The 20,757-nt window shown below is 60.6% G+C and carries 13 protein-coding genes and 1 pseudogene; 6 read left to right on the plus strand and 8 right to left on the minus strand.

Going from position 1 to position 20,757, the window contains the following annotated elements; translation table 11 throughout:
* Positions 1-84 precede the first annotated feature (84 nt).
* The 5 genes from EA797_RS00460 to EA797_RS00480 all read right to left on the minus strand — a co-directional run bounded on the left by EA797_RS00460 (position 85) and on the right by EA797_RS00480 (position 7,975).
* Positions 85-1,725 carry a diguanylate cyclase gene (locus EA797_RS00460; protein ID WP_122163192.1) on the minus strand — a complete coding sequence of 547 codons (1,641 nt, stop codon included), beginning with the start codon at positions 1,723-1,725 and terminating at the stop codon, positions 85-87.
* Positions 1,718-2,107, minus strand: coding sequence for a response regulator (locus EA797_RS00465; RefSeq protein WP_122163194.1), 390 nt, complete (start codon positions 2,105-2,107; stop codon positions 1,718-1,720). Before EA797_RS00465 ends, EA797_RS00460 begins: the two co-directional genes overlap by 8 nt.
* Positions 2,104-4,488, minus strand: a complete 2,385-nt coding sequence (locus EA797_RS00470) for a PAS domain S-box protein (RefSeq protein ID WP_415846286.1) — start codon at positions 4,486-4,488, stop codon at positions 2,104-2,106. Before EA797_RS00470 ends, EA797_RS00465 begins: the two co-directional genes overlap by 4 nt.
* A gap of 39 nt (positions 4,489-4,527) precedes the next feature.
* Positions 4,528-4,926: a response regulator gene (locus tag EA797_RS00475; RefSeq protein ID WP_122163198.1), complete on the minus strand. Its 399-nt coding sequence runs from the start codon at positions 4,924-4,926 to the stop codon at positions 4,528-4,530.
* A 94-nt stretch (positions 4,927-5,020) separates the two neighbouring features.
* Complete coding sequence (locus tag EA797_RS00480; protein ID WP_122163200.1) at positions 5,021-7,975, minus strand: PAS domain S-box protein; 2,955 nt, start codon at positions 7,973-7,975, stop codon at positions 5,021-5,023.
* A 271-nt stretch (positions 7,976-8,246) separates the two neighbouring features.
* On the opposite strand from EA797_RS00480, the gene desA reads away from it, so the two are divergent.
* Positions 8,247-9,437: a delta-9 fatty acid desaturase DesA gene (gene desA, locus EA797_RS00485; protein WP_122163202.1), complete on the plus strand. Its 1,191-nt coding sequence runs from the start codon at positions 8,247-8,249 to the stop codon at positions 9,435-9,437.
* Between the two features lie 141 nt (positions 9,438-9,578).
* Positions 9,579-10,577 carry a GGDEF domain-containing protein gene (locus EA797_RS00490; RefSeq protein WP_122163204.1) on the plus strand — a complete coding sequence of 333 codons (999 nt, stop codon included), beginning with the start codon at positions 9,579-9,581 and terminating at the stop codon, positions 10,575-10,577.
* Between the two features lie 138 nt (positions 10,578-10,715).
* Here EA797_RS00490 and aguA read toward each other — a convergent pair whose 3' ends face one another.
* The gene (aguA, locus tag EA797_RS00495) at positions 10,716-11,831 is read right to left on the minus strand and encodes an agmatine deiminase (protein WP_122163206.1); all 1,116 of its coding nucleotides are present in this window, start codon (positions 11,829-11,831) and stop codon (positions 10,716-10,718) included.
* 678 nt (positions 11,832-12,509) lie between these two features.
* Between aguA and EA797_RS00500 the strand changes: the two genes are divergently transcribed.
* Positions 12,510-15,083 (plus strand): HWE histidine kinase domain-containing protein, encoded by a 2,574-nt coding sequence (locus EA797_RS00500; protein WP_122163208.1) that lies wholly within the window; start codon positions 12,510-12,512, stop codon positions 15,081-15,083.
* A gap of 37 nt (positions 15,084-15,120) precedes the next feature.
* Here EA797_RS00500 and EA797_RS21930 read toward each other — a convergent pair.
* Together EA797_RS21930 and EA797_RS00510 are read right to left on the minus strand one after the other, a co-directional pair.
* Positions 15,121-15,306, minus strand: a pseudogene (locus EA797_RS21930) (hypothetical protein); the annotation flags it as partial.
* Between the two features lie 45 nt (positions 15,307-15,351).
* Complete coding sequence (locus tag EA797_RS00510) at positions 15,352-16,728, minus strand: glutamine synthetase family protein (protein WP_122163210.1); 1,377 nt, start codon at positions 16,726-16,728, stop codon at positions 15,352-15,354.
* A 251-nt stretch (positions 16,729-16,979) separates the two neighbouring features.
* On the opposite strand from EA797_RS00510, the gene EA797_RS00515 reads away from it, so the two are divergent.
* The 3 genes from EA797_RS00515 to EA797_RS00525 all read left to right on the plus strand — a co-directional run bounded on the left by EA797_RS00515 (position 16,980) and on the right by EA797_RS00525 (position 20,661).
* Positions 16,980-17,726 (plus strand): gamma-glutamyl-gamma-aminobutyrate hydrolase family protein, encoded by a 747-nt coding sequence (locus tag EA797_RS00515; RefSeq protein WP_122163212.1) that lies wholly within the window; start codon positions 16,980-16,982, stop codon positions 17,724-17,726.
* A 45-nt stretch (positions 17,727-17,771) separates the two neighbouring features.
* Entirely contained in the window at positions 17,772-19,130 is a 1,359-nt protein-coding gene (locus tag EA797_RS00520; protein WP_122163214.1) for a glutamine synthetase family protein, read from the plus strand.
* A 175-nt stretch (positions 19,131-19,305) separates the two neighbouring features.
* A complete protein-coding gene (locus EA797_RS00525; RefSeq protein WP_122163216.1) occupies positions 19,306-20,661 on the plus strand; it encodes an aspartate aminotransferase family protein in 1,356 nt (451 codons plus the stop codon).
* Positions 20,662-20,757: the final 96 nt, after the last annotated feature.

Consider the following 20,757-nt stretch of genomic DNA (forward strand, 5'->3'; position numbering starts at 1 on the left):
GCATCGGACCGCTGGATCTGCTCCAGTGTAGTTGGAGTCATGCACATCGTAGCGGTTCGCTTGGGCATTGGCGGGAGAAACCGATCAGCGTACCGGGGAGATCCTGACTTGGTCACGACCGTTGTGCTTGGCGACATAGAGGCCTTGATCGGCCGATTCAAGCAATGCGCCGGCGCTTGATTGGCCGTCGGTTTCGCATATTCCGGCGCTGAGGGTCACGCTGAAGGTGCGGGCGCCGGCATGGAAGATCAGCGCTGCAAAGCGCGTGCGGATCTCGTCGAAGATGTGCTTGGCCTGCTCTGCGGAGCAGTCGGGCAGCACCGCAACGAACTCCTCGCCGCCGTAGCGGCCGATGCTGTCGATGCGGCGCAGACGCTGGCGCATCAGGTTGGCCAATGAGCGGATAACGTTGTCGCCGGCGGCATGGCCATACTGGTCGTTGACCTGCTTGAAGTGATCGAGGTCGAGCATCACCACACTGGTGGGCTTGCCGCTGCGCAGGGCGCGTTCGACTTCCAGCGCCACCTGTTCCTTGATGTCAGCGTGTTTGAGCAGGCCGGTAAGACTGTCTCGCGCCAGCGCCATGCTCAGCGAGCGGGCCCGCTGTACCCGGGAGAACACCGCAGCGGTGAGCGCATTGTCGCTGATTGGTTTGGTGATGAAGTCGTCGCCGGCCTTGAGCATGGCGGCCATCTGCCGATTGATGTCGGTCTCGGCGGACAGGTAAATGATCGGAACGCGCAGCCATTCGTCATTCAGGCGGATCATCTGGGCCAGCTCGATGCCGGTGAAGTCCGGCATGTTCATATCCAGCAGCACCATTTCAGGATCGAAGGCGCGCATGACTTCGAACAGCTGGCTCGGGTCGTTCAGGGTCTGGACCTGCATTTGCGAATTTCGCAAGACAAGGCTGTAGCGGGCGGCGAGATCATCGTCGTCATCGATGATCAGCACCCTGTAAGGCTCGCTCGACTGCAGGTTTAGGATGTTTTCGAGGCTGTTTTCCAGCCGGGTGATGTCCAGCGGCCGCGTGAAATAGCCTCTGGCGCCAGCGCGAACTGCCGCCAGCTGGCTGTTGAAGTCAACGCGGTGACCGATGACCAGCAGCGGTAGCGGCGACTCCAAGCTTTGTTGCACGGCGCGTATTGCGTCCAGTTCGCCGTCATTCAGGCTAACGATCAGGGCGTCGGGCAGCTGGGTCTCGACGGCAGTTCGGAGCGAAGCAACGTCCAGAAAAAGCAGCACCTCATAACCAAAGTCGCCGAGGGTCACGCACATCTGCTGACCAGCAACCGGATCTTGCTTGAGCAGGTATATCCGGGAACCCGCTGGCGGGGGCTCATGCGGGTCCGGTTGCTCGATTAGCAGACACACGGGTGCGGCTTCCTGTGAGTCGGTGACCCATTGGCGTATCGCCTGAACGATTTCATTCAGTACTTGGCCGCTGGGCTTGGCCGCTTCGAGCCATTGATCAGTCCGGCGCTCAAGCCGTCTCGCCTGCTGACCAAGCTGATTGAAACCAAAGGTGCCTGCCGTACCGGCCAGCCGATGCAGACGTTCGTGCAGGTCCAGCATCAGCTGTCGACGCTGCTCATGTTCGCGGGCTTGCAGCAACTGCTCGGCGCGCCGCTGGAGTTCTGCGAGCTCTTCACTCACTCGCTCGGCGAACTTTTCGTTCAGGGCCTGAAGTTGGCCTCTCAGCGTTTCGCCCGCGCTGTCATTCATGCTCGGCATTCCATATTTCGTTCAGTTGTGTCGCCAGTTGAAGTGGGTCGAAAGGCTTTTTCAGCAGCTTGCGCACGCCGAGCCGTTGCAGCTCAGATGGATCGCCAGGGTCGTTCGCCTGGCCGGTGAGCAATACTACCGTCGTGTGTTGCAGGTCGATCATTACGGAAAGCTGCCGTAACAGTTCGATGCCGTCCATCTGAGGCAGCGAAAGATCGAGCAGGATCATGTCGGGCTCGAACTGCCGGACCTGCTCCAGCGCTTCCTGGCCCGATGCACAGCTGAGAACCTCGAAGCCGCCAAGCTTCTGCAGTGCGATGCGGGTCACCACCTGGATGGATGGCACGTCTTCAACGTGAAGAATACGCTTCAATGGCTTCACTGCTGGGCCTCGTCCAAGGGATGGCAAGGCAGTTCGAACCAGAAGCATGCCCCTTCGCCGGGCGTCGAATCGAAGCCGATCTGGCCTCCCATGTGCTCGATCAGCTCCTTGCTGATTGCCAGCCCAAGCCCCGTGCCGCCTTGTTGGCGCGTGTCGGATGAGTCGGCCTGGGCGAACTTGCTGAAGATCCGTGCATGAAAGGCTTCGGCAACCCCGGGGCCCTTGTCCAACACCTTGACTCGCACTTTCTGCGTATCAGGCCTCTCGGCCCATAGTTCGATGGTTTCGCCGGGCGGGGAGAATTTCGCTGCGTTGGACAGAAGGTTGCTCATCACCTGTTCGAGGCGCATTGGGTCCACATTGATCGCCACAGCCGGGCAATCGCGCAGCTCGATGCTCACGCCGCAGTTCTCGGCGTAACCCTGATTGCTGCGCAGTGCCTGTTCCAGCAAGGGCCGCAACGGTTGCACCTGCAGCTCGAAGCGCATCTTGCCGGCGTATAGCTTGTCGATGTCCAGCAGGTCATCGATCAGGGCGCTGAGCCGCTTGCTGTTCTGATGGGCAATATCCAGCAATTCCTGCAGATGTTCGGGCACCTCACCCATGACCTGGCCACAGATCAGTCCCAGCGAGGCCGTTATCGAGGTCAGCGGTGTGCGCAGTTCGTGGCTGACGGTGGAGACGAAGTCGCGCTGCAGGATTTCGACCTGCTTGCGCTCGGTAATGTCGTGGAGCACCACCACCGCGCCGTTTTCCTGTCCATTGGAGGCATACATAGGATCGGCGTTGGCCAGCACATAGCGAGGCGTGCCATGCAGCACGATGGTCATTTCCAGGTTGCGAATCCGCTCCCCGCGCAGTGCCCGGATCAGCGGAACCTCATCCATGGTCATCGGCGTCACGCCGTCGGCGTGGAACAGGTGATAGGCGTGTGGCCATTGTTCCGGTGCGATCTGCTGTGCATCGAGCCCGTGCCAGCGGCGAGCGGTGTTATTGAACAGGGTCAGGTTGCAATCGGCATCGCAAGCCACGACCGCTTCGGACAGGGCTTCGAGCAGGCGCCGATTCATCTCCTGCTGTTTGTCGAGCTCGATCTGTTCGCCTTTGCGTTCGGTGATGTCGGTCACCAAGCCATGCCAGAGCACCGAGCCGTCCGGCTGGCGCATGGGCGTCGCGCGCGCCTCGACCCAGATGCGGCCCTTGCGTGGATGATCGATACGATGCTCGAACTGCCAGGGCGTGAGCGTCGAGGCTGCGTGTCGAATGCTCGCCAGGACATGCTCGCGGTCGTCGGGATGAATCCGCTCGTAGATCGGCGCGATGGTCGGTGCCATCTCGGCTGCGCTGAGGCCATAGATATCCTCGACGCCTTCGCTGAGATAGGGAAACGAGCTTTTCCCGTCGGGTCGCCAGCAGAACTGGAACAGCATGCCTGGAACCTGCGCGGCAATCTGTTGCAAACGCAACTGCAGATGTTCCTGGTGCGCCAGGTCATAGGCGCTGACGATGTAGCCACGCAGTAATTCGCGCTCATCGTGAATCGCCGAGACGTTCAGAAGCACCGGCACGCTACCCCCGTTGCGATGGCGCAAGCGCCACTCACGCATTTCGCGGCGGCCTTCGAGCAGCGGTGCGGTGAGCACGGCAAAGTCCGGTGCGATGGGCTCGCCCAGTTCGTTGCTGAGTATCGAGGCACGGCGCGAGAGCGCATCGAGCGGGAATAGTGCGGTGGTCAGCGGTTGGCCAACCAGCATCGCCTCGGTGAAGCCGAACAAGCGCTCAGCAGTCGGATTGACACCCGATATCGTCCCATCGGCAGTAGTTACCAGCATCGCGCTTGCCGCGCTGTTGAGCAGTGCCTGCTGCAAAGCTGCCTGCTCGGCGTAACGGTGAGCCTGCAGGCGCTCCTCGAACAGGCGCATGATCTGCCGACTCAAACGCATCAGCGCGCCACGTTGCGCCTTGCTCAACTGGCGCGGCTGGCGATCGATCACACACAGGGTGCCGAGGTTGTAACCGTCCGGTGTTGTCAGGGGCGCGCCGGCGTAGAAGCGGATATGCGGGTCGCCGGTGACCAGCGGATTATCGCGAAAGCGCTGATCGCGGCGCGCATCATTGACCTCGAAGATGCCTTGCCCTTCGATGGTGTGGGTGCAGAACGAAAGCTCGCGGGCGGTCTCGCTGACGTCCAGGCCGAGCCGGCTCTTGAACCACTGGCGATGGTCATCGACCAGCGATATGAGTGCGATGGGTGTTTCGCAGATGTAGGAAGCCAGCTCGGTGAAATCGTCGAATGCGGTTTCATCCGGCGTATCGAGAATCTCATAGCGCAGCAGCGCAGCCAGCCGGGAAAGCTCGCGGGGCGGGGCGGACGCCTGCATCGACTTCGGTGGCTGCATCTGCTGGATTCCCTCTCTGTACTAAGAAACCGGGCCGGCACCGCCGGCGTCCCAGATTGCCTGGATCTGGCCGGCCAGGCGCATCGGATCGAAGGGTTTGACGATCACGTCACGGGCGCCGAGCCTGCGCAGGGACTCGATTTCACTCGGTTGGACCTTGGCCGTCATGAACACCACCGGAATCTGTCCGAGGTCAATCAGCTCGCCCAGCCTGCTCAGCGTCTCCGGCCCGTCCATGCCGGGCATCATGACGTCCAGCAGGATGAACTGCGGCGCGAACCCTTCCACTTCATCGAGGGCCTGCTGGCCGGATGAGCAGGATCTCACCTGGTAGCCACCGATCGCTTCCAGCGCCACCTTCACGACCGCTTGAATGGAAGGGTCGTCCTCGACATGCAGAATCCTTTTCAGCTCGCTCATGCACGATCTCCGACAGCTGTATGTGGCGTGCTCAGAAGCAAGCAGTCTGCCAGCTTGCACTTTGACTGACGCGGCGCAGTGTAAAAATAGTCTGCTAATCCGTGTCCTGCGCGGGCAGATCGAACCAGAAGCAGGCGCCTTGGCCCAGTTCCGAATCGAATCCGATGCGACCATTCATGTGCTCGATCAGCTCTTTGCTGATCGCAAGGCCAAGGCCCGTGCCGCCTTTTTGACGCGTATCGGATGAATCCGCCTGGGAAAATTTCTGAAATATTCGCTGGCGGAACGTCTGTGGAATCCCAGGTCCGAAGTCGCGAACACAGACCCGTACCTGATCATCGTGACGGTGGCTACTCAGGATTACGACTTCGCCCGACGGTGAGAATTTCGCCGCGTTGGAAAGCAGGTTCGCCAGCACCTGCTGCAGACGGAGTTCATCGACCATCACCGTGGCCGCTGTCCGCTCGCCCAGCTCGAACCGCACGCCAAGTCGATCAGCGTAAGCCTGATTGGAGCGCAGTGCATCCTCAAGCAAAGGCACAAGCGGCATGCAGTGCAGCTCGAAACTCATCTGCCCGGCGACCAGCTTTTCCATATCCAGCAGGTCGCCAATCAGCAGGCCCAAGCGCTGACTGTTCTGTTGCGCGATGCCGAGCATGTGCCCCATGGCAGGTGGCACCTCACCGGCCGCGCCGCCAATAATCAGCCCCAGCGCACCGGATATCGAGGTCAGTGGCGTGCGTAGCTCGTGGCTGACGACCGAGACGAATTCACTCTTCATCTGCTCGATGCGCTTGCGCTCGGTGATGTCGCGCACCAGCCCGATGAGCTTGCGCTCGCCGCTGTGGCTGATTTCCGACACGCGCAGCTCGATGGTGAAGATCTCCCCGTTACGACGAATCGCCTGCAACTCGCGGTTCTGCTCGAGGCTGCGCCCTTCGCCACGTTGTTCGTAGTCCTGCAGGTGCACATCGTGAACGGTGCGATAGGGCTCTGGCATGAGCATCGACAGGTTGCGACCCAGCACGTCCTCCTCGCTGTAGCCGAAGGTGCGTTCGGCGGCATGGTTGAAGGTCTCGATCAACCCGCGCTGGTTGATGATGATGATGGCGTCGACCACGTTGGCAATCAGCAGGCGGACGTAGCTCTCCCGTTCATTGGCTTCACGCTCGGCACGGGCGCGGGCGGTTACGTCCCAGATGAAACCGTCGTACCACTGCAGACAACCATTCTCGTCACGCAGCGCTCGGCTGTTTTCCTGCACCCAGAGCGTTTCGCCACGGGCATTGATCAGGCGATAGGTGTGCTCGAAATGGTCCCCGCTGTGGCTCTGCCAGCGGTCGTGATCGTCCGGGTGCAGCATGCTGCAGTAAAGCCGTTGGCCTGGCGCCATGAAGTCGCTGGCCGGATAGCCTGTAAGACGCTCAATACCGTCGCTCATGTAGCGAATGGCGCGGTCGGCATCCCCAGAGCGACGATACACCACCCCTGGCAGGTTACTGACCATGCTGCGGAAACGGCTTTCGCTTTCGCTCAGTGCAAGGGTAGTGGTCATCAGTGGCGTGATGTCGGCGATGAAGCCATGCCAGAGAACGGATCCGTCGCGAAGACGCTCGGCAGTTGCCCGTACTTCCACCCAGATCAGGCCTTTTTCTGGGTTCCTGATGCGATATCGCGTGCAGCCGCTGCCTAGCTCGGCGGCTGAGCGCTCTATCGCGGCCCTCAATTCCGGCCGATCAGGGTCATAGACAGCCGCGAGCGCGATGGCGGCATTCTCGATCAGCTGTTCCGGGCTCGCTCCATAGATTTGTCGGGCGCCCTCGCTGGCATAAAGCACGCTGTAGGTGAGCGACGGCGAGCGCTTCAGCTGAAAGACCATACCGGGTAGCAGGGTCGCGATCTTCTGACCCCGCTCGAGCAGGCGCCTGCGGTTGCGCTCCTGTTGCATGGAGCGCAGTTGATGCACGCGCTGAAGGAGCCCTCGGCGATGGAGCATGAACGCAAGCACCAGCAGCAGGGTTTGCGCTGTCGCCCACGCCATACCCCACTTCAACAGCAAGCGGCGCTCAGCCTGCTGTTGCTCACGAATTGCGGAGGTAATGTCCCGCCAGACCAGCGCAACGGCCATGGGCAGACGATCCGGGTTCTGTTGGGCCCTGACATCGTGCAGTGGAACCTGATTGAGAAGAAAGCTACGCCCGCCCGCTTCGAGCGTGCGTAGCGCTTTCCCTGCTTCAGGGGATGGCAGCGACTGACTCTTTGCCCAGTCAAGGATCTGGGGTGCGGAATACGTGTCGAGCAGCCAGCCTCGCAGACCGTCAAGCTGGATCCCCGTGGGCCGCGACCAGAGCATTTCTTCAAGCTCGGCGCGATTGACCAGCAGACCGAGTCCAGCATTGAGCCGGCCACCAAGCTGTCTCAGATCCGGCAGGATGTCGAATCCGACTTCCAGCGCGCCCACGATCTCACTCTGGGCGCTGCTGCTGGCACGGATCGGCACGATTGCACGGTTGCCAGCACTGTGACGGCCGATATCCAGTCCGGAGACGATTTGACCTTTGGTAAGGGCTTTGAAGAGCAGTGGGCGATCATCAGCGACGCTATCGCCGAATGCTTGCGGATCGTGCATGCGTAGCAGGGCGATACCCGACTCTCCCCAATAAAGCTGAAGCTGGAGCGCACCATAGCTCTGCATAGCCTGCCAGGAGGGTGTCAGTGCGGAGGTCAGCTGCTGGCGTATGCGCATCAGGTGTGGTCCATGCCACTGAGCGCCGGCCTTGATGGCTCGATCGGCCTGGCGGACTAAACGCAGCGTCTGTGGATCGGTGCCAAGTGTGGTGGCAATCAATCGGGCCTGATCCTCCAGGCCCTGTTGCGCGCTGCGCAAGGCCAACGCTTGAAGCTCTCCCTGTTGCGCCATCTGCAGTGACCAGACAGCATCACGAGTCTTGTAATCATTGAACGCGAGCACCCCGAACAACAACGCCAGGAGCATGCTGCCGATACCAAGAATCCAGCGCGGATCGGTGGAGTAAGGAGAACTCTTCATGGTTTCGAGTGGGCACCGACCCGCGTAACCTCAAACGATCACGCGGGAGGCGTACAGGTATAACAGAACAAAGAGAGACTGGTGGCCATATGCTATATCGAAAGCAATGGCCGTGCTTCTACCTATCGGCAGCGCTGGGTGTTTCTGTCAGACCCTGAAACGAAAAACAGGCACAGAACGACAGACGGGCGCTGAACCAGCCGGGCAAGGGGGATAATGCGGGCAGGTCCGTGATTGCGGACCGGACTTTACACCGCGAGGCAGCGACATTATGTGGTACACCGGTTTTCTCGACCTTTCCGCCTGGCAGGTGGTTGCGGCTACTTTGCTTCTGACGCACGTCACTATCGTCGGGGTAACCGTATACCTGCATCGATATTCAGCTCACCGCTCCCTTGAGCTCAATGCGGGCCTCAAGCACTTCTTCCGTTTCTGGCTGTGGCTGACCACGGCGATGAACACGCGCGAGTGGACGGCGATCCATCGCAAGCACCACGCTAAATGTGAAACCCCGGACGATCCGCACAGCCCTGTGCAAAAAGGCTTGAGCACCGTGTTGCGGCGGGGCGCCGAGTTGTACAAAGAAGAGTCGAAGAACGAAGACACAGTGCGCATCTATGGCAAGAACTGCCCGGACGACTGGATCGAGCGCAACCTGTACTCGCGCTTTCCCAACCTCGGTATTGTGCTGATGCTCGCTATCGATCTGGCGTTGTTCGGCGTTATCGGTCTCACAGTCTGGGCGGTGCAGATGCTGTGGATTCCGGTTTGGGCCGCAGGTGTGATCAATGGACTGGGTCATGCTGTTGGCTATCGCAACTTCGAATGCCGGGATGCGGCTACCAATCTTGTGCCTTGGGGCATCCTTATTGGCGGCGAAGAGCTGCATAACAACCACCACACTTACCCGAACTCGGCCAAGTTGTCGGTGCGCAAGTGGGAGTTCGACATGGGCTGGGCCTGGATCAAGCTGTTCAGCCTGTTCGGCCTGGCCAAGGTGAGCCGTACCGCGCCCATCGCGCATCGGGTCGTTGCCAAGCCACAGCTGGACATGGACAGCGCCATGGCGATCCTCAACAACCGTTTCCAGATCATGGCGCAGTACCGCAAGCTGGTGATCAAGCCGCTGGTGCGCCTGGAGCTGCAACGTGCCGATGCGTCGGTCCGGCACCAGTTCCACCGTGCCAAGCGTCTGCTCTCACGCGAGCCAAGTCTGCTACAGGATGATCAGCAGGCGCGCATCGATATTATTCTGGAGCAGAGTCAGTCGCTGCGGGTGATCTACGAGCAACGCCTGGCGCTACAGCAGATCTGGACCCGGACCAGTGCCAATGGCCACGAAATGCTGGCGGCCATGAAGCAATGGGTACAAGAGGCCGAGGCAAGCGGAATTCAGTCTCTGCGCGAGTTCGGCGAACACTTGAGAACCTACTCACTTCGGCCGGCCGTCGCGGTTGCGTGACCTCTGATCAGTACGTCACATAGCGGATGAGGCATTCGGAACTTTGCTCATCCGCCACTCTCTGAACTGCATTCTGGTGTCATTGCGACAGTTACTCAGCGGATCTCCGCCGGTGCCTGGCGCCATTTTTGGAACGCAGGTATGAATCTGGTGAAGCAGCGAAGCGAAAAGGGTGTTGGCATTCTTCCGCCGACCGAGGCCCAAACCCTTCTGGCATTGATGCATGCCCGCGCCGAGGTCGAGCGACTGAGCGAGCGCGAGCAGCTCTTCAGCACGCTCATGGGTGCGGTCAACGCCGTGCTGTGGGCGTTCGATTGGCAAGCGCAACAAATGATCTATGTGAGTCCGGCGTACGAGCAGATTTTCGGGCGCTCCGCCGCGCTGCTTCTGTCGGACTTCGGCGAGTGGCGCAACAGCATCTACCCTGATGATCTCGAGTACGCACAACAGAGCATGCTCGACGTTCTCGACAAGGGCGCGGTCGAGGAGCGCGAGTACCGCATCATCCGTACAGATGGACAGCTGCGCTGGCTCAGCGACAAGTGCTTCATAGCACGCAAGGCCGATAGCTCCCACGGCACCATCATTGTGGGTATTGCCGAAGACATTACCGAAAAGAAGCAGCTCGAAGGCGAGCTGCAGCGTCTGGCTACCATCGACGTGCTGACACAGAGCAGTAATCGTCGTTACTTCTTCGAGTGTGCCCAGCGAGAGTTCGATCTCGCCCGTCAGTACGCCACCTCATTGGCGTTCCAGCTGCTGGATATCGATGATTTCAAGCGGATCAACGACACGCACGGCCACCAGATGGGTGACCAGGTTCTGCAGCGTGTGGCGCAATGCGGGTCGTCAGTGCTGCGTCGTGGAGACCTGTTTGGCCGTATCGGCGGTGAGGAGTTCGCGTTGCTATTGCCGGGCTGCCAGCCCGATCTGGCCGAGCAGATCGCCGAACGGCTGCAGCGGGAAATTCAGCGACTGGTATTCACCAGCCCCGATGGTCAGCGCTTTGGCGTAACCATCAGCCTGGGCGTGACCTACCTGAGAGCCAGCGATCCGGACCTTAGCGCCATGTTTGCCCGTGCGGATGCGGCCATGTATACGGCCAAGCGCTTGGGCAAGAATCAGGTCATCGTCTCCTGAGATCCACTCCTTCGAAGGTGTGATGGGCTACCGTTAGCCGATCGGCAGCCTGCTGGCTGCTGGCTGCTTTTTGCGCTCGGTAGTCGCCAAATGGCTGCCCGCCAAGGGCAGCCATCTTGCCCGGTAACAATCCCTTCCTTATATGGGGGCGCGGCTCGACGCGGCGGGCTGCTGCTGCGTAATGCAGTGGATGTTGCCGCCCCCGAGCAGGATTTCGCGCCCCGGTACCATGACGACCTGATGCTGAGGAAACAGCCGAGTCAAAATGGCCTGGGCCTCGTCGTCCAGCGGATCGTTGAACGAAGGCGCGATGATGCCGCCATTGACGATCAGGAAATTCACGTAGCTGCCAGCCAGGCGAATGGACGGGTCACGTGGCTGAGTGCCAACCAACGGCACCACCCCTGCACATTCTTCATCGGTGGCATGCAGGGGGCCGGGAATCGGCATTTTGTGAACCACCAGGGGGCGGTCCCAGGCGTCGGTTGACTGCTCCAGCACACGCATGGCTGCCTGGCAGCGTTCATAGTTGGGGTTTTCTGGGTCGTCGGTCCAGGCCAACAGCACTTCGCCAGGGCGCACGAAGCAGCAGAAATTATCCACATGCCCGTCCGTTTCGTCGTTGTACAGGCCGTGCGGCAACCAGATGACCTTGTCGATCGCCAGGTAGTCGGACAGTACCCGTTCGATCTCTTCACGTGACAGATGCGGATTGCGGTTGCGGTTGAGCAGGCACTCCTCGGTGGTGATCAGGGTGCCTTCGCCATCAACATGAATCGACCCGCCTTCGAGCACGAAGCCTTCGGTGCGGTAGCGACCGCAGCGCTCGATTTCGAGGATCTTCTGTGCCACTTCGTCGTCGCGTTGCCACTCGCCATACAGACCGCCTTCGAGGCCGCCCCAGGCATTGAAGGTCCAGTCGACACCCCGTAGCCCCCCTTTGCCGTTGATCACGAAGGTTGGGCCGGTATCCCGTACCCAGGCGTCATCGCTGCTGATTTCCACTACACGGATGCGCGGATCGTCCAGCTGCGCGCGGGCCGTCTGGTAATGCGCGGCGGTCACACAGACACTCACCGGCTCGAATCGCGCAATGGACTTCGCCACCTGCGTAAATGCGGCTTGCGCTGGAGTGGCCTGGTCGCGCCAGTTATCCGGGCGCTGTGGCCAAACCATCCAGGTCTGGCTGTGCGGCGCCCATTCGGCAGGCATGTGGTAATCGTCGGCACGCGGGGTGGTGGTCAGGGTGGTCATCGTTTTACCTGTGAAAGGACAACAATCTGCAATGCGTTCGGCTTTTGTCAGTTAGCGGACATCTGACCATCTGGAGCACCATTCAGCCGCACCTCAGGTAGGGGCGGGGTTGATTGCCCGATAAAAGGCGGGTGCAGCTCATCGCTGGCCCCTCGTGTCCGCGTCTCGCCCCAAGTCGCTGCGCAATCTATTCGATAATCCTCCGGACTAGAAGCGCTTGAGCCTGACTTCGTGTCGCCAGCGTTCTTCCATTCTTATGCACTCGCAGGTCAGCTGCCGCTGAGAGAGTTAGTCAAAGAGCAGGCAAGTCTTCCTGCGAAGCGGGCAAAGTAGTGCTTGGCTACTGAAATACTTCAAAAAAAGACCTGCGGCGACCATCCGAGTTCGGTGACGCGTGGCAGTCTGCTTGAGCACCCATGAGTGGAGCTGGACAGTCGGCCTGCACAGCTGCCGTGCTGGTTGTTAATCGTCTAACTCGATCAGAGTCATACGGAAAGACTGCGTGTGATGCGGCGCGCAACACACGAAACTGCCACAGCTCGCAGTACGGCGATGTCGGACGTTCTGAAGTTGCGTCGGGCGATTTTTTTGAGCGAAATGCCCTGATGCAGGTCTTAAGGTTATCGACGGGCCCTTGTCGGGCCTAGTCCTCAGAGAAGCTGCTGGAGAGGTTTTGCGTTGACGACCGAGCCGCATTTGTACGAGGTGGATTGTGCGCAGGAGCCTATTCACATTCCTGGCACCATTCAGCCTCACGGCGTTCTGCTGGGTTGCACCCTCCCGGACTGGACCATTGCCCATGTGTCGGCGAACGCTGGCAAGTTCTTCGAAGGTGTCGATGCTCAGTCCCTGATAGGACAGCCACTCGATAACGTATTACCTGTCGAAACGGTTCATTCCGTACGAAACCAACTTCAAACCGCAATGCTTTCAGGTACGGCCGAACGGCTCGATTGCCTTGCGTTGGATGACAGTTCGCATCGCTACGACATGACGGTACACATGGCCGACGGGCTGGCTGTGATCGAAGCGGCGCCAAGCGTGATGGGCGCCGGAGCCAATGGCGTAACGCTGCTGCGAGGGCTGGTGGGGCGTTTGCGCCGGGCACCCACCGTGGAGCGACTGTTGATGCTCGCGGCGCAGCAGGTACGCGCAGTCACCGGCTATGACCGGGTAATGATTTATCGTTTTCTCCCAGACGAATCGGGCGAAGTGGTGGCTGAGGCCGTGCGCTACGGCAGCGATTCCTATCTGGGACTTCGATATCCGGCAACCGACATTCCTGCTCAGGCGCGCGAGCTGTACAGGCGCCAACCGCTAAGACTGATTCCCGACGTGGACTATCTGCCGGAACTGGTGCTGCCGGGCCGCGGCCCGGACGGCCTACCGCTGGACCTGGGATTGGCAGCGCTGCGAAGCGTATCACCCGTGCATATCCAGTACCTACGCAACATGAATGTCCGCGCCACGCTCACGGTCAGCTTGATGCGCGGCGATCAGCTATGGGGGCTGATCGCCTGTCACCATGGTGAACCGCACTATCTGAGCGGGGCTCTGTGCTCGGCTGCGGAATTGTTCGGGCAGATGCTCTCACTGCAGATCGACGCACGCGAGCAGCAGCAGGAGCAACAGCGGGTAGCTGATGCACAGAGTGCCCATGACCAATTGCTGGCGGCCATGTCTCCTCGCGATACTGTGTTCGAAGACCTGAGCCGATACGCGGACATGCTCAACAGCATGATTGCCTGCGACGGCATGGCGGTCTGGTCGAATGGTCGGCTCAGCGGCGAAGGAGTACTGCCGCCCGAAGATGCCGTCGCGGCGCTGATCGCGTTTCTCGGCCAGAAACCTGTCGACCGCATCTATGCAACTTCATCACTAGCCGAGCATTTCGCGCCTGCCGCCACCTTTGCCGATCTTGCCAGTGGCGTGATCGCCATTCCCATTTCCCGGGTGGCGCAGGACTACCTGCTGTTCTTCCGTCGTGAAGTCATCCAGACGGTGACCTGGGGCGGCAATCCTGACAAGGCCGTGCAGCGGGATCCGGCAACCGGAAAGCTCAACCCACGCAGCAGTTTCGAGGCCTGGAAGGAAACCGTGCGTGGTCATGCACGCCCCTGGACCGCCAGTGAACTGAGGGTCGCCGAAACGCTACGGGTGGCTTTGCTGGAAGTGATTCTTCGACGCACTGAATTGATCGCTTCGGAGCGCCAGGAGGCACAGGACAGTCAGTCTTTGCTCATCGCCGAGCTCAACCATCGGGTCAAGAACGTCTTAAGCCTGGTGCTGGCAACAACGCGTCAGAGTGCCCAACAGGCAACTTCGGTCGAGGAGTTCACCCAGGAAGTGGAACGGCGCATTCAGGCGCTCGCCAGCGCCCATGATCAGATCAACGCACCTACTGGTGCGTCCACTCAGTTGCGCGCGCTGTTGGAGTCCGAGGCGCGTGCCTGGAATGGCCGAGACGATCTGGATGAGCGGATCCAGTTTTCCGGCCGGGCGGTCACCCTGGATGTGCGCAGCTATCAAACCCTGGCGCTGGTCCTTCACGAGCTGATGACCAACGCCGCGAAGTACGGCGCGCTGAGCGTCCCAGGAGGCCAGCTGACGGTAACCTGGCAACTCGTCGAGGGGCGGGGATTGGAGCTGGAGTGGAATGAGAGCGGTGGGCCAGAGGTGAAGCCTCCGACTCGGCGCGGCTTCGGAAGTATCGTCACCGAGCGCACCGTTCCCTTTGAGCTGCAAGGGGATGCGCGCGTGGAGTTCCGGCCGGAAGGCCTGTTCGCCCGATTCCGCATCCCACCTCAGCACGTGTCGCTGGCCACTGAGCAGCCACAGGCGGACGTCGCCCGGGTACGCCCGGTAAGTCCGATTGCCGGTCTCAGACTGCTGCTGGTCGAGGACAGCATGATGATTGCACTCGATGCGCAGACCATGCTCGAGGACGCCGGGGTTCAGGTGGAGATCGCAGGCTCGCTGGACGATGCCCGTCGCGCCCTGCGGCTCCATCCGTTCGATCTGGTGATACTGGACGTCAACTTGGCGGGGGAAACCAGCCTCGGTATCGCCGCTGAGCTCGAAGCCGAGCAACACCCCTTCCTGTTCGCCACTGGCTACGGTGCCCGAACGGCAATCCCGGAGCGGTTCGATCAGGTTCCGGTGGTGACCAAACCTTACAACCTCAGCGCCCTCGGTTACGCCATCGCTCAGCTACCGGGAATCGAATTGCGCCGCTCGCCGAGCGTCACCTGACCAGTGAAGCCGCTCGGCGCTCGGCTATTGCCCATGGTCATGCCGGAGTAGCTCCAACCTTACTGGTGCCTGATGCGGCAAGAGTTCCCTCACCGGCTTTGGGGGACATCAGCAGATCGCGGAATGTCTTGATCAGCGGCTCGCGGCTACGTCCACGACGCATAACCAAGGTGAACGGCGCCTGGTATCCAAACGTGGACGGCAGCAGGACCTTGAGCCGGCCTGGGGCCTGCGAGGCCCCGCGCGCCAGGCGCGGGCGGGGCTGCTATCAAACGGTATGCAGGTACCAGTTGTACTCAAGGTCGGAGATCGAGTGCTCGAACTCTTCCAGCTCGCTTTCCTTGCACGCGACGAATATGTCGATGTACGTGGAGTCGATGTACCGCGCCATGATCTCGCTGTCATCGAGTTCGCGCAGGGCATCGCGCAAGTTGGTCGGCAGGCTCTGCTCGACCTGCTCGTACGAGTTCCCTTCGATCGGCTCATCCGGGGCGATCTTGTTGGTCAGCCCGTGGTGAATGCCCGCCAGCACACCGGCCAGTAACAAGTAGGGGTTGGCGTCGGCACCAGCTACACGGTGCTCGATGCGCACCGCATCGGGGCTGTCGGTCGGCACACGTAATGCCACGGTACGGTTGTCCAGGCCCCAGCAAGGTGCGTTGGGCACGTAGAACTGGGCACCGAAACGACGATAGGAATTGACGTTGGGGCAGAGGAAAGCCATGGACGCGGCCATGGTCTGCTGAATCCCCCCGATGGCGTGACGCAGCGTCTCGCTTTCCAGTGGGTTATCGGTGGCGAAAATATTGTTGCCGTTCTTGTCCAGCAGCGAAATGTGTACGTGCAATCCGTTACCGGCCTGACCCGGATAGGGCTTGGCCATGAAAGTGGTGTCCATCTCGTGGTCATACGCGATGTTCTTGATCAGTCGCTTGAGCAATACCGCGTAGTCGCAGGCCTTGATGGGATCGGCGACATGATGGAGGTTGACCTCGAATTGCGCTGGCGCGCTTTCCTTGACGATGGCATCGGCGGGAATGCCCTGTTCCTTGGCGCCCTCGAGGACGTCCTGCAGACAGTCGACATATTCGTCGAGGTCATCGATCAGATAGACCTGGGTGGAATGTGGACGCTTGCCCGAAATAGGCGAGCGGGGCGGCTGCGGGCGGCCATTCACGTTCTCCTGATCGATCAGGTAGAACTCCAGTTCGAATGCAGCGCAGATGGTCAGGCCCAGCTCGTCGAACTTGCTCACAACGCGGCGCAGGACTTCGCGAGGGTCGGCGAAGAACGGCGAGCCGTCGCGCTCGTGCATGGTCATGAGCAGCTGCGCGGTAGGGCGCTTCTGCCAGGGCTCGTTGCTCAGGGTATTGGGGATGGGGAAACAGGTCCGGTCCGAGTCGCCGATGTCCATGCCCAGTCCGGTGCTCTCCACAGTGATGCCATTGATATCGAGGGCGAAGAGGGAAGCGGGCAGGTTGATGCCTTTTTCATACACCTTGTGCAGGCTGGCGCGCTCGATGCGCTTACCCCGGACGACACCGTTCATGTCTGCGATCAGCAGGTCGACGTATTGGACCTCCGGGTGTTCCTTGAGAAATGCGTTCGCTTCGTTGAGCTGAACGGCACGCGGCGGAGGAAGCATGATGAAGCACCTTAATTGTTAAAAATTTCAATCATCAAACAGCTTATCTTGGAGTCAATCGAAAAGCCCTGTCGCTGTCAATAGCGCCTCGAAATGCCCCGTCAAGGCCCACAATGGGCGTTTTTGGGGCGATTGCGAGATGGAGCCCGCTACCTTCGCATGGCATTGCCAAGCGGCAGAGGTCGGCTATTGTCTATAAAAACGAACAAGACTACTCTCCGACGAGCCCCATCCGGAAAGACGAGTATCCCATGCCTCGCGTGCCATTGATTGGCGTTTCCGCCTGTACCAGGCAGATCGGCCACCACAGCTTCCATATCGCCGGCGACAAGTACCTGCGCGCTGCTGCCATAGCCGGCATTCCGCTGGTCATTCCTGCGCTTGGCGACCTTATCGACCCCGGCACACTACTAGATAGCGTAGACGGCCTGCTCTTCACCGGCTCTCCGTCTAACGTCGAGCCTCATCACTATGGCGGTGCGGCCAGTGCCGAGGGCACACCGCATGACCCTTCCCGCGACAGTCTCACGCTACCGCTGATCCGCGCGGCAGTCGATGCCGGGGTCCCGGTCTTCGGCGTCTGCCGCGGTTTCCAGGAAATGAACGTCGCCTTCGGCGGCAGCTTGCACCAGAAGGTGCACGAAGCCGGACCCTACAAGGATCACCGTGAGCGTGCCGAGGACCCGGTTGAGGTGCAGTACGGGCTCAGCCACCCGCTGCACGTACAGCCGGGCGGTTTGCTTGAGCGGCTCGGACTTCCGGCCACTATCGAGGTCAATTCGGTGCACGGGCAGGGCGTCGAGCGGCTTGGTCACGGGCTACGCATCGAAGGGCTGGCGCCGGACGGGCTGATCGAGGCGTTTTCCGTCGAGGGCTCGCGGGCTTTCGCCCTTGGCGTGCAGTGGCATCCGGAGTGGAAGGTGCATGAGCACCCTTATTACCTGGCGTTGTTCGAGGGCTTTGCCCGCGCTTGCCAAGAACGCGCAGAACGGCGCTGAGCGCGGGCCGGCACGGCGCTCGTTTCATTAATTTCAGAGGTCGATATGTCCAGCAAGCTCGACCAGCTCACCGGCTGGCTGAAAGAACGCAAGATCACCGAGGTGGAATGCCTGATCAGCGACCTGACCGGCATCGCTCGCGGCAAGATCTCCCCTACCAACAAGTTCCTCGACGAGAAGGGCATGCGCCTGCCTGAGAGCGTGCTCCTGCAGACCGTCACGGGCGATTACGTTGAAGACGACATTTACTACGAGCTGCTCGACCCGGCCGATATCGACATGTTCTGCCGTCCCGACCCTGACGCCGTGTTCCTGGTGCCCTGGGCCATCGAGCCCACGGCCCAGGTGATTCACGATACCTACGACAAAATGGGCAACCCCATCGAGATCTCGCCGCGCAATATCCTCAAGCGCGTCTTGAAGATGTACGCCGACAAGGGCTGGCAGCCGATTGTCGCGCCGGAAATGGAGTTCTATCTGACCAAGCGCTGCGAAGACCCGGACCTGCCATTCCAGCCGCCGATCGGTCGCTCGGGCCGTCAGGAGACAGGTCGGCAGTCGTTTTCCATCGACGCGGCCAACGAGTTCGATCCGTTGTTCGAGGACATGTACGACTGGTGCGAGGCCCAAGGCCTGGATCTGGATACGCTGATCCATGAGGAAGGCACAGCGCAGATGGAGATCAATTTCCGCCATGGCGAAGCGCTGCATCTGGCTGACCAGATCCTGGTGTTCAAGCGGACCATGCGCGAGGCGGCGCTCAAGCACAACGTGGCTGCAACCTTCATGGCCAAGCCCATGACCGGCGAGCCGGGCAGCGCCATGCACCTGCACCAGAGCGTTGTGGACCTGGAAACCGGGCGCAACATCTTTTCCAACAGCGACGGCACCATGAGTCAGCTGTTCTTGCATCACGTTGGCGGACTGCAGAAGTACATTCCAGAGCTGCTGCCGCTGTTCGCGCCAAACGTCAATTCGTTCCGCCGCTTCCTGCCAGATACCTCAGCGCCGGTAAACGTTGAATGGGGCGAGGAAAACCGCACCGTGGGCCTGCGAGTGCCTGATTCGGACCCGCAGAACCGCCGTGTCGAAAACCGTCTCCCGGGCGCCGACGCCAACCCTTACCTTGCCATCGCCGCAAGCCTGCTATGTGGCTATATCGGCATGGTCGAGGAGCTGACACCGAGCCAGCCGGTCAAAGGTCGCGGCTATGAGCGCCGCAACTTGCGACTGCCGCTGACGCTGGAAGCGGCGCTGGAGAGGATGGAGAACTGCCGCCAACTGGAAAAATACCTGAGTCCCAAATTCATCACCGGTTACGTCGCGGTCAAACGTGCCGAGCAGGAGAACTACCACCGGGTTATCAGTTCTTGGGAGCGGGAGTTCTTGATGTTGTCGGTGTAAGGCGGTCGTAGGGTGGATGACAGGTCTTCATCCGCCACGGCTCCGTAAGGTGGGTCGCCACCCGGTGGAACGCCACCCGGTGGACCGATCAAGCGCGATCCGCCGTACGTTTGCCGAAGGCTTTGAGTGGATGAGAGTCATCCACCAGAAAAATCACGGATAAAAGAGGTGACTGATGAGCGATTCGCAAACCCTGCAATGGCAAGCCCTGAGCCGCGACCATCACCTGCCGCCGTTCACCGATTACAAGGCGCTCAATGCCAAGGGCACGCGCATCATCACCCGTGGCGAGGGCGTTTATCTCTGGGATAGCGAGGGCCACAAGATCCTCGATGCCATGGCCGGGCTCTGGTGCGTCAACCTGGGATATGGACGCGAAGAGCTGGTCGAGGCGGCCACGAAGCAGATGCGCGAGCTGCCGTATTACAACCTTTTCTTCCAGACCGCTCATCCTCCGGCGCTGGCTCTAGCCAAGGCGATTGCCGAGATTGCCCCGGAAGGCATGAACCATGTGTTCTTCACCGGTTCCGGCTCAGAGGCCAACGACACCGTGTTGCGCATGGTGCGGCACTACTGGGCGATCAAGGGCCAACCGCAGAAAAAGGTAGTGATTGGCCGCTGGAACGGCTACCACGGCTCGACTATCGCCGGCGCCAGCCTTGGCGGCATGAAGGCTATGCATGAACAGGGTGACGGCCCTATTCCAGGCATCGAGCACATCGACCAGCCCTACTGGTTCGGCGAGGGCGGTGATCTGGACCCGGAAGAGTTCGGTGTACGTGTCGCCGAGCAGTTGGAACAGAAGATCCTCGAAGTCGGTGAAGACAAGGTGGCCGCCTTCATCGCCGAACCCATTCAGGGCGCCGGTGGCGTGATCATTCCGCCCGACAGTTACTGGCCGAAGATCCGTGAAATCCTCGCTCGCTACGACATTCTGTTCATAGCCGACGAGGTCATATGTGGCTTCGGGCGCACTGGTGAATGGTTCGGCAGCGATTACTACGGCAATGCACCTGATCTGATGCCCATTGCGAAGGGTCTCACCTCCGGCTATCTGCCGATGGGTGGCGTGGTAGTGCGCGACGAAGTGGTGCACACCCTTAACGAGGGCGGCGAGTTCTATCACGGCTTCACCTATTCCGGGCACCCAGTGGCGGCAGCGGTGGCGCTGGAGAACATTCGCATTCTGCGTGAAGAGAAAATCGTCGAGCGGGTCAAGACCAAGACGGCACCCTATTTGCAATCTCGCTGGCGTGAGCTGGTCGAGCACCCGCTGGTCGGTGAAGCACGCGGTGTGGGCATGCTCGGCGCGCTGGAGCTGGTGAAGAACAAGAAAACCCGTGAGCGTTTCGCCGACCCGGGTGTGGGCATGCTTTGCCGCGAACACTGCTTCCGTAACGGTCTGGTGATGAGGGCCGTCGGAGACACAATGATCATTTCGCCGCCGCTGGTCATCAATGAGGAACAGATCGACGAGCTGATCGGCAAGGTTCGTCTGTGCCTGGACGCCACTGCGAAGGACGCGGGCTGAAGCAGGCCATGCCGGGCCTTCGCGGCCGACGCGCGAGTGCAAGTAACGGATGTTCAACGCGTTTGGGTTGTTGAAAAACAGAGGTCGACCTTGCCA

The sequence above is a fragment of the Stutzerimonas zhaodongensis genome (assembly GCF_003696365.1).
GTDB classification, from domain to species: Bacteria; Pseudomonadota; Gammaproteobacteria; order Pseudomonadales; family Pseudomonadaceae; genus Stutzerimonas; species Stutzerimonas zhaodongensis.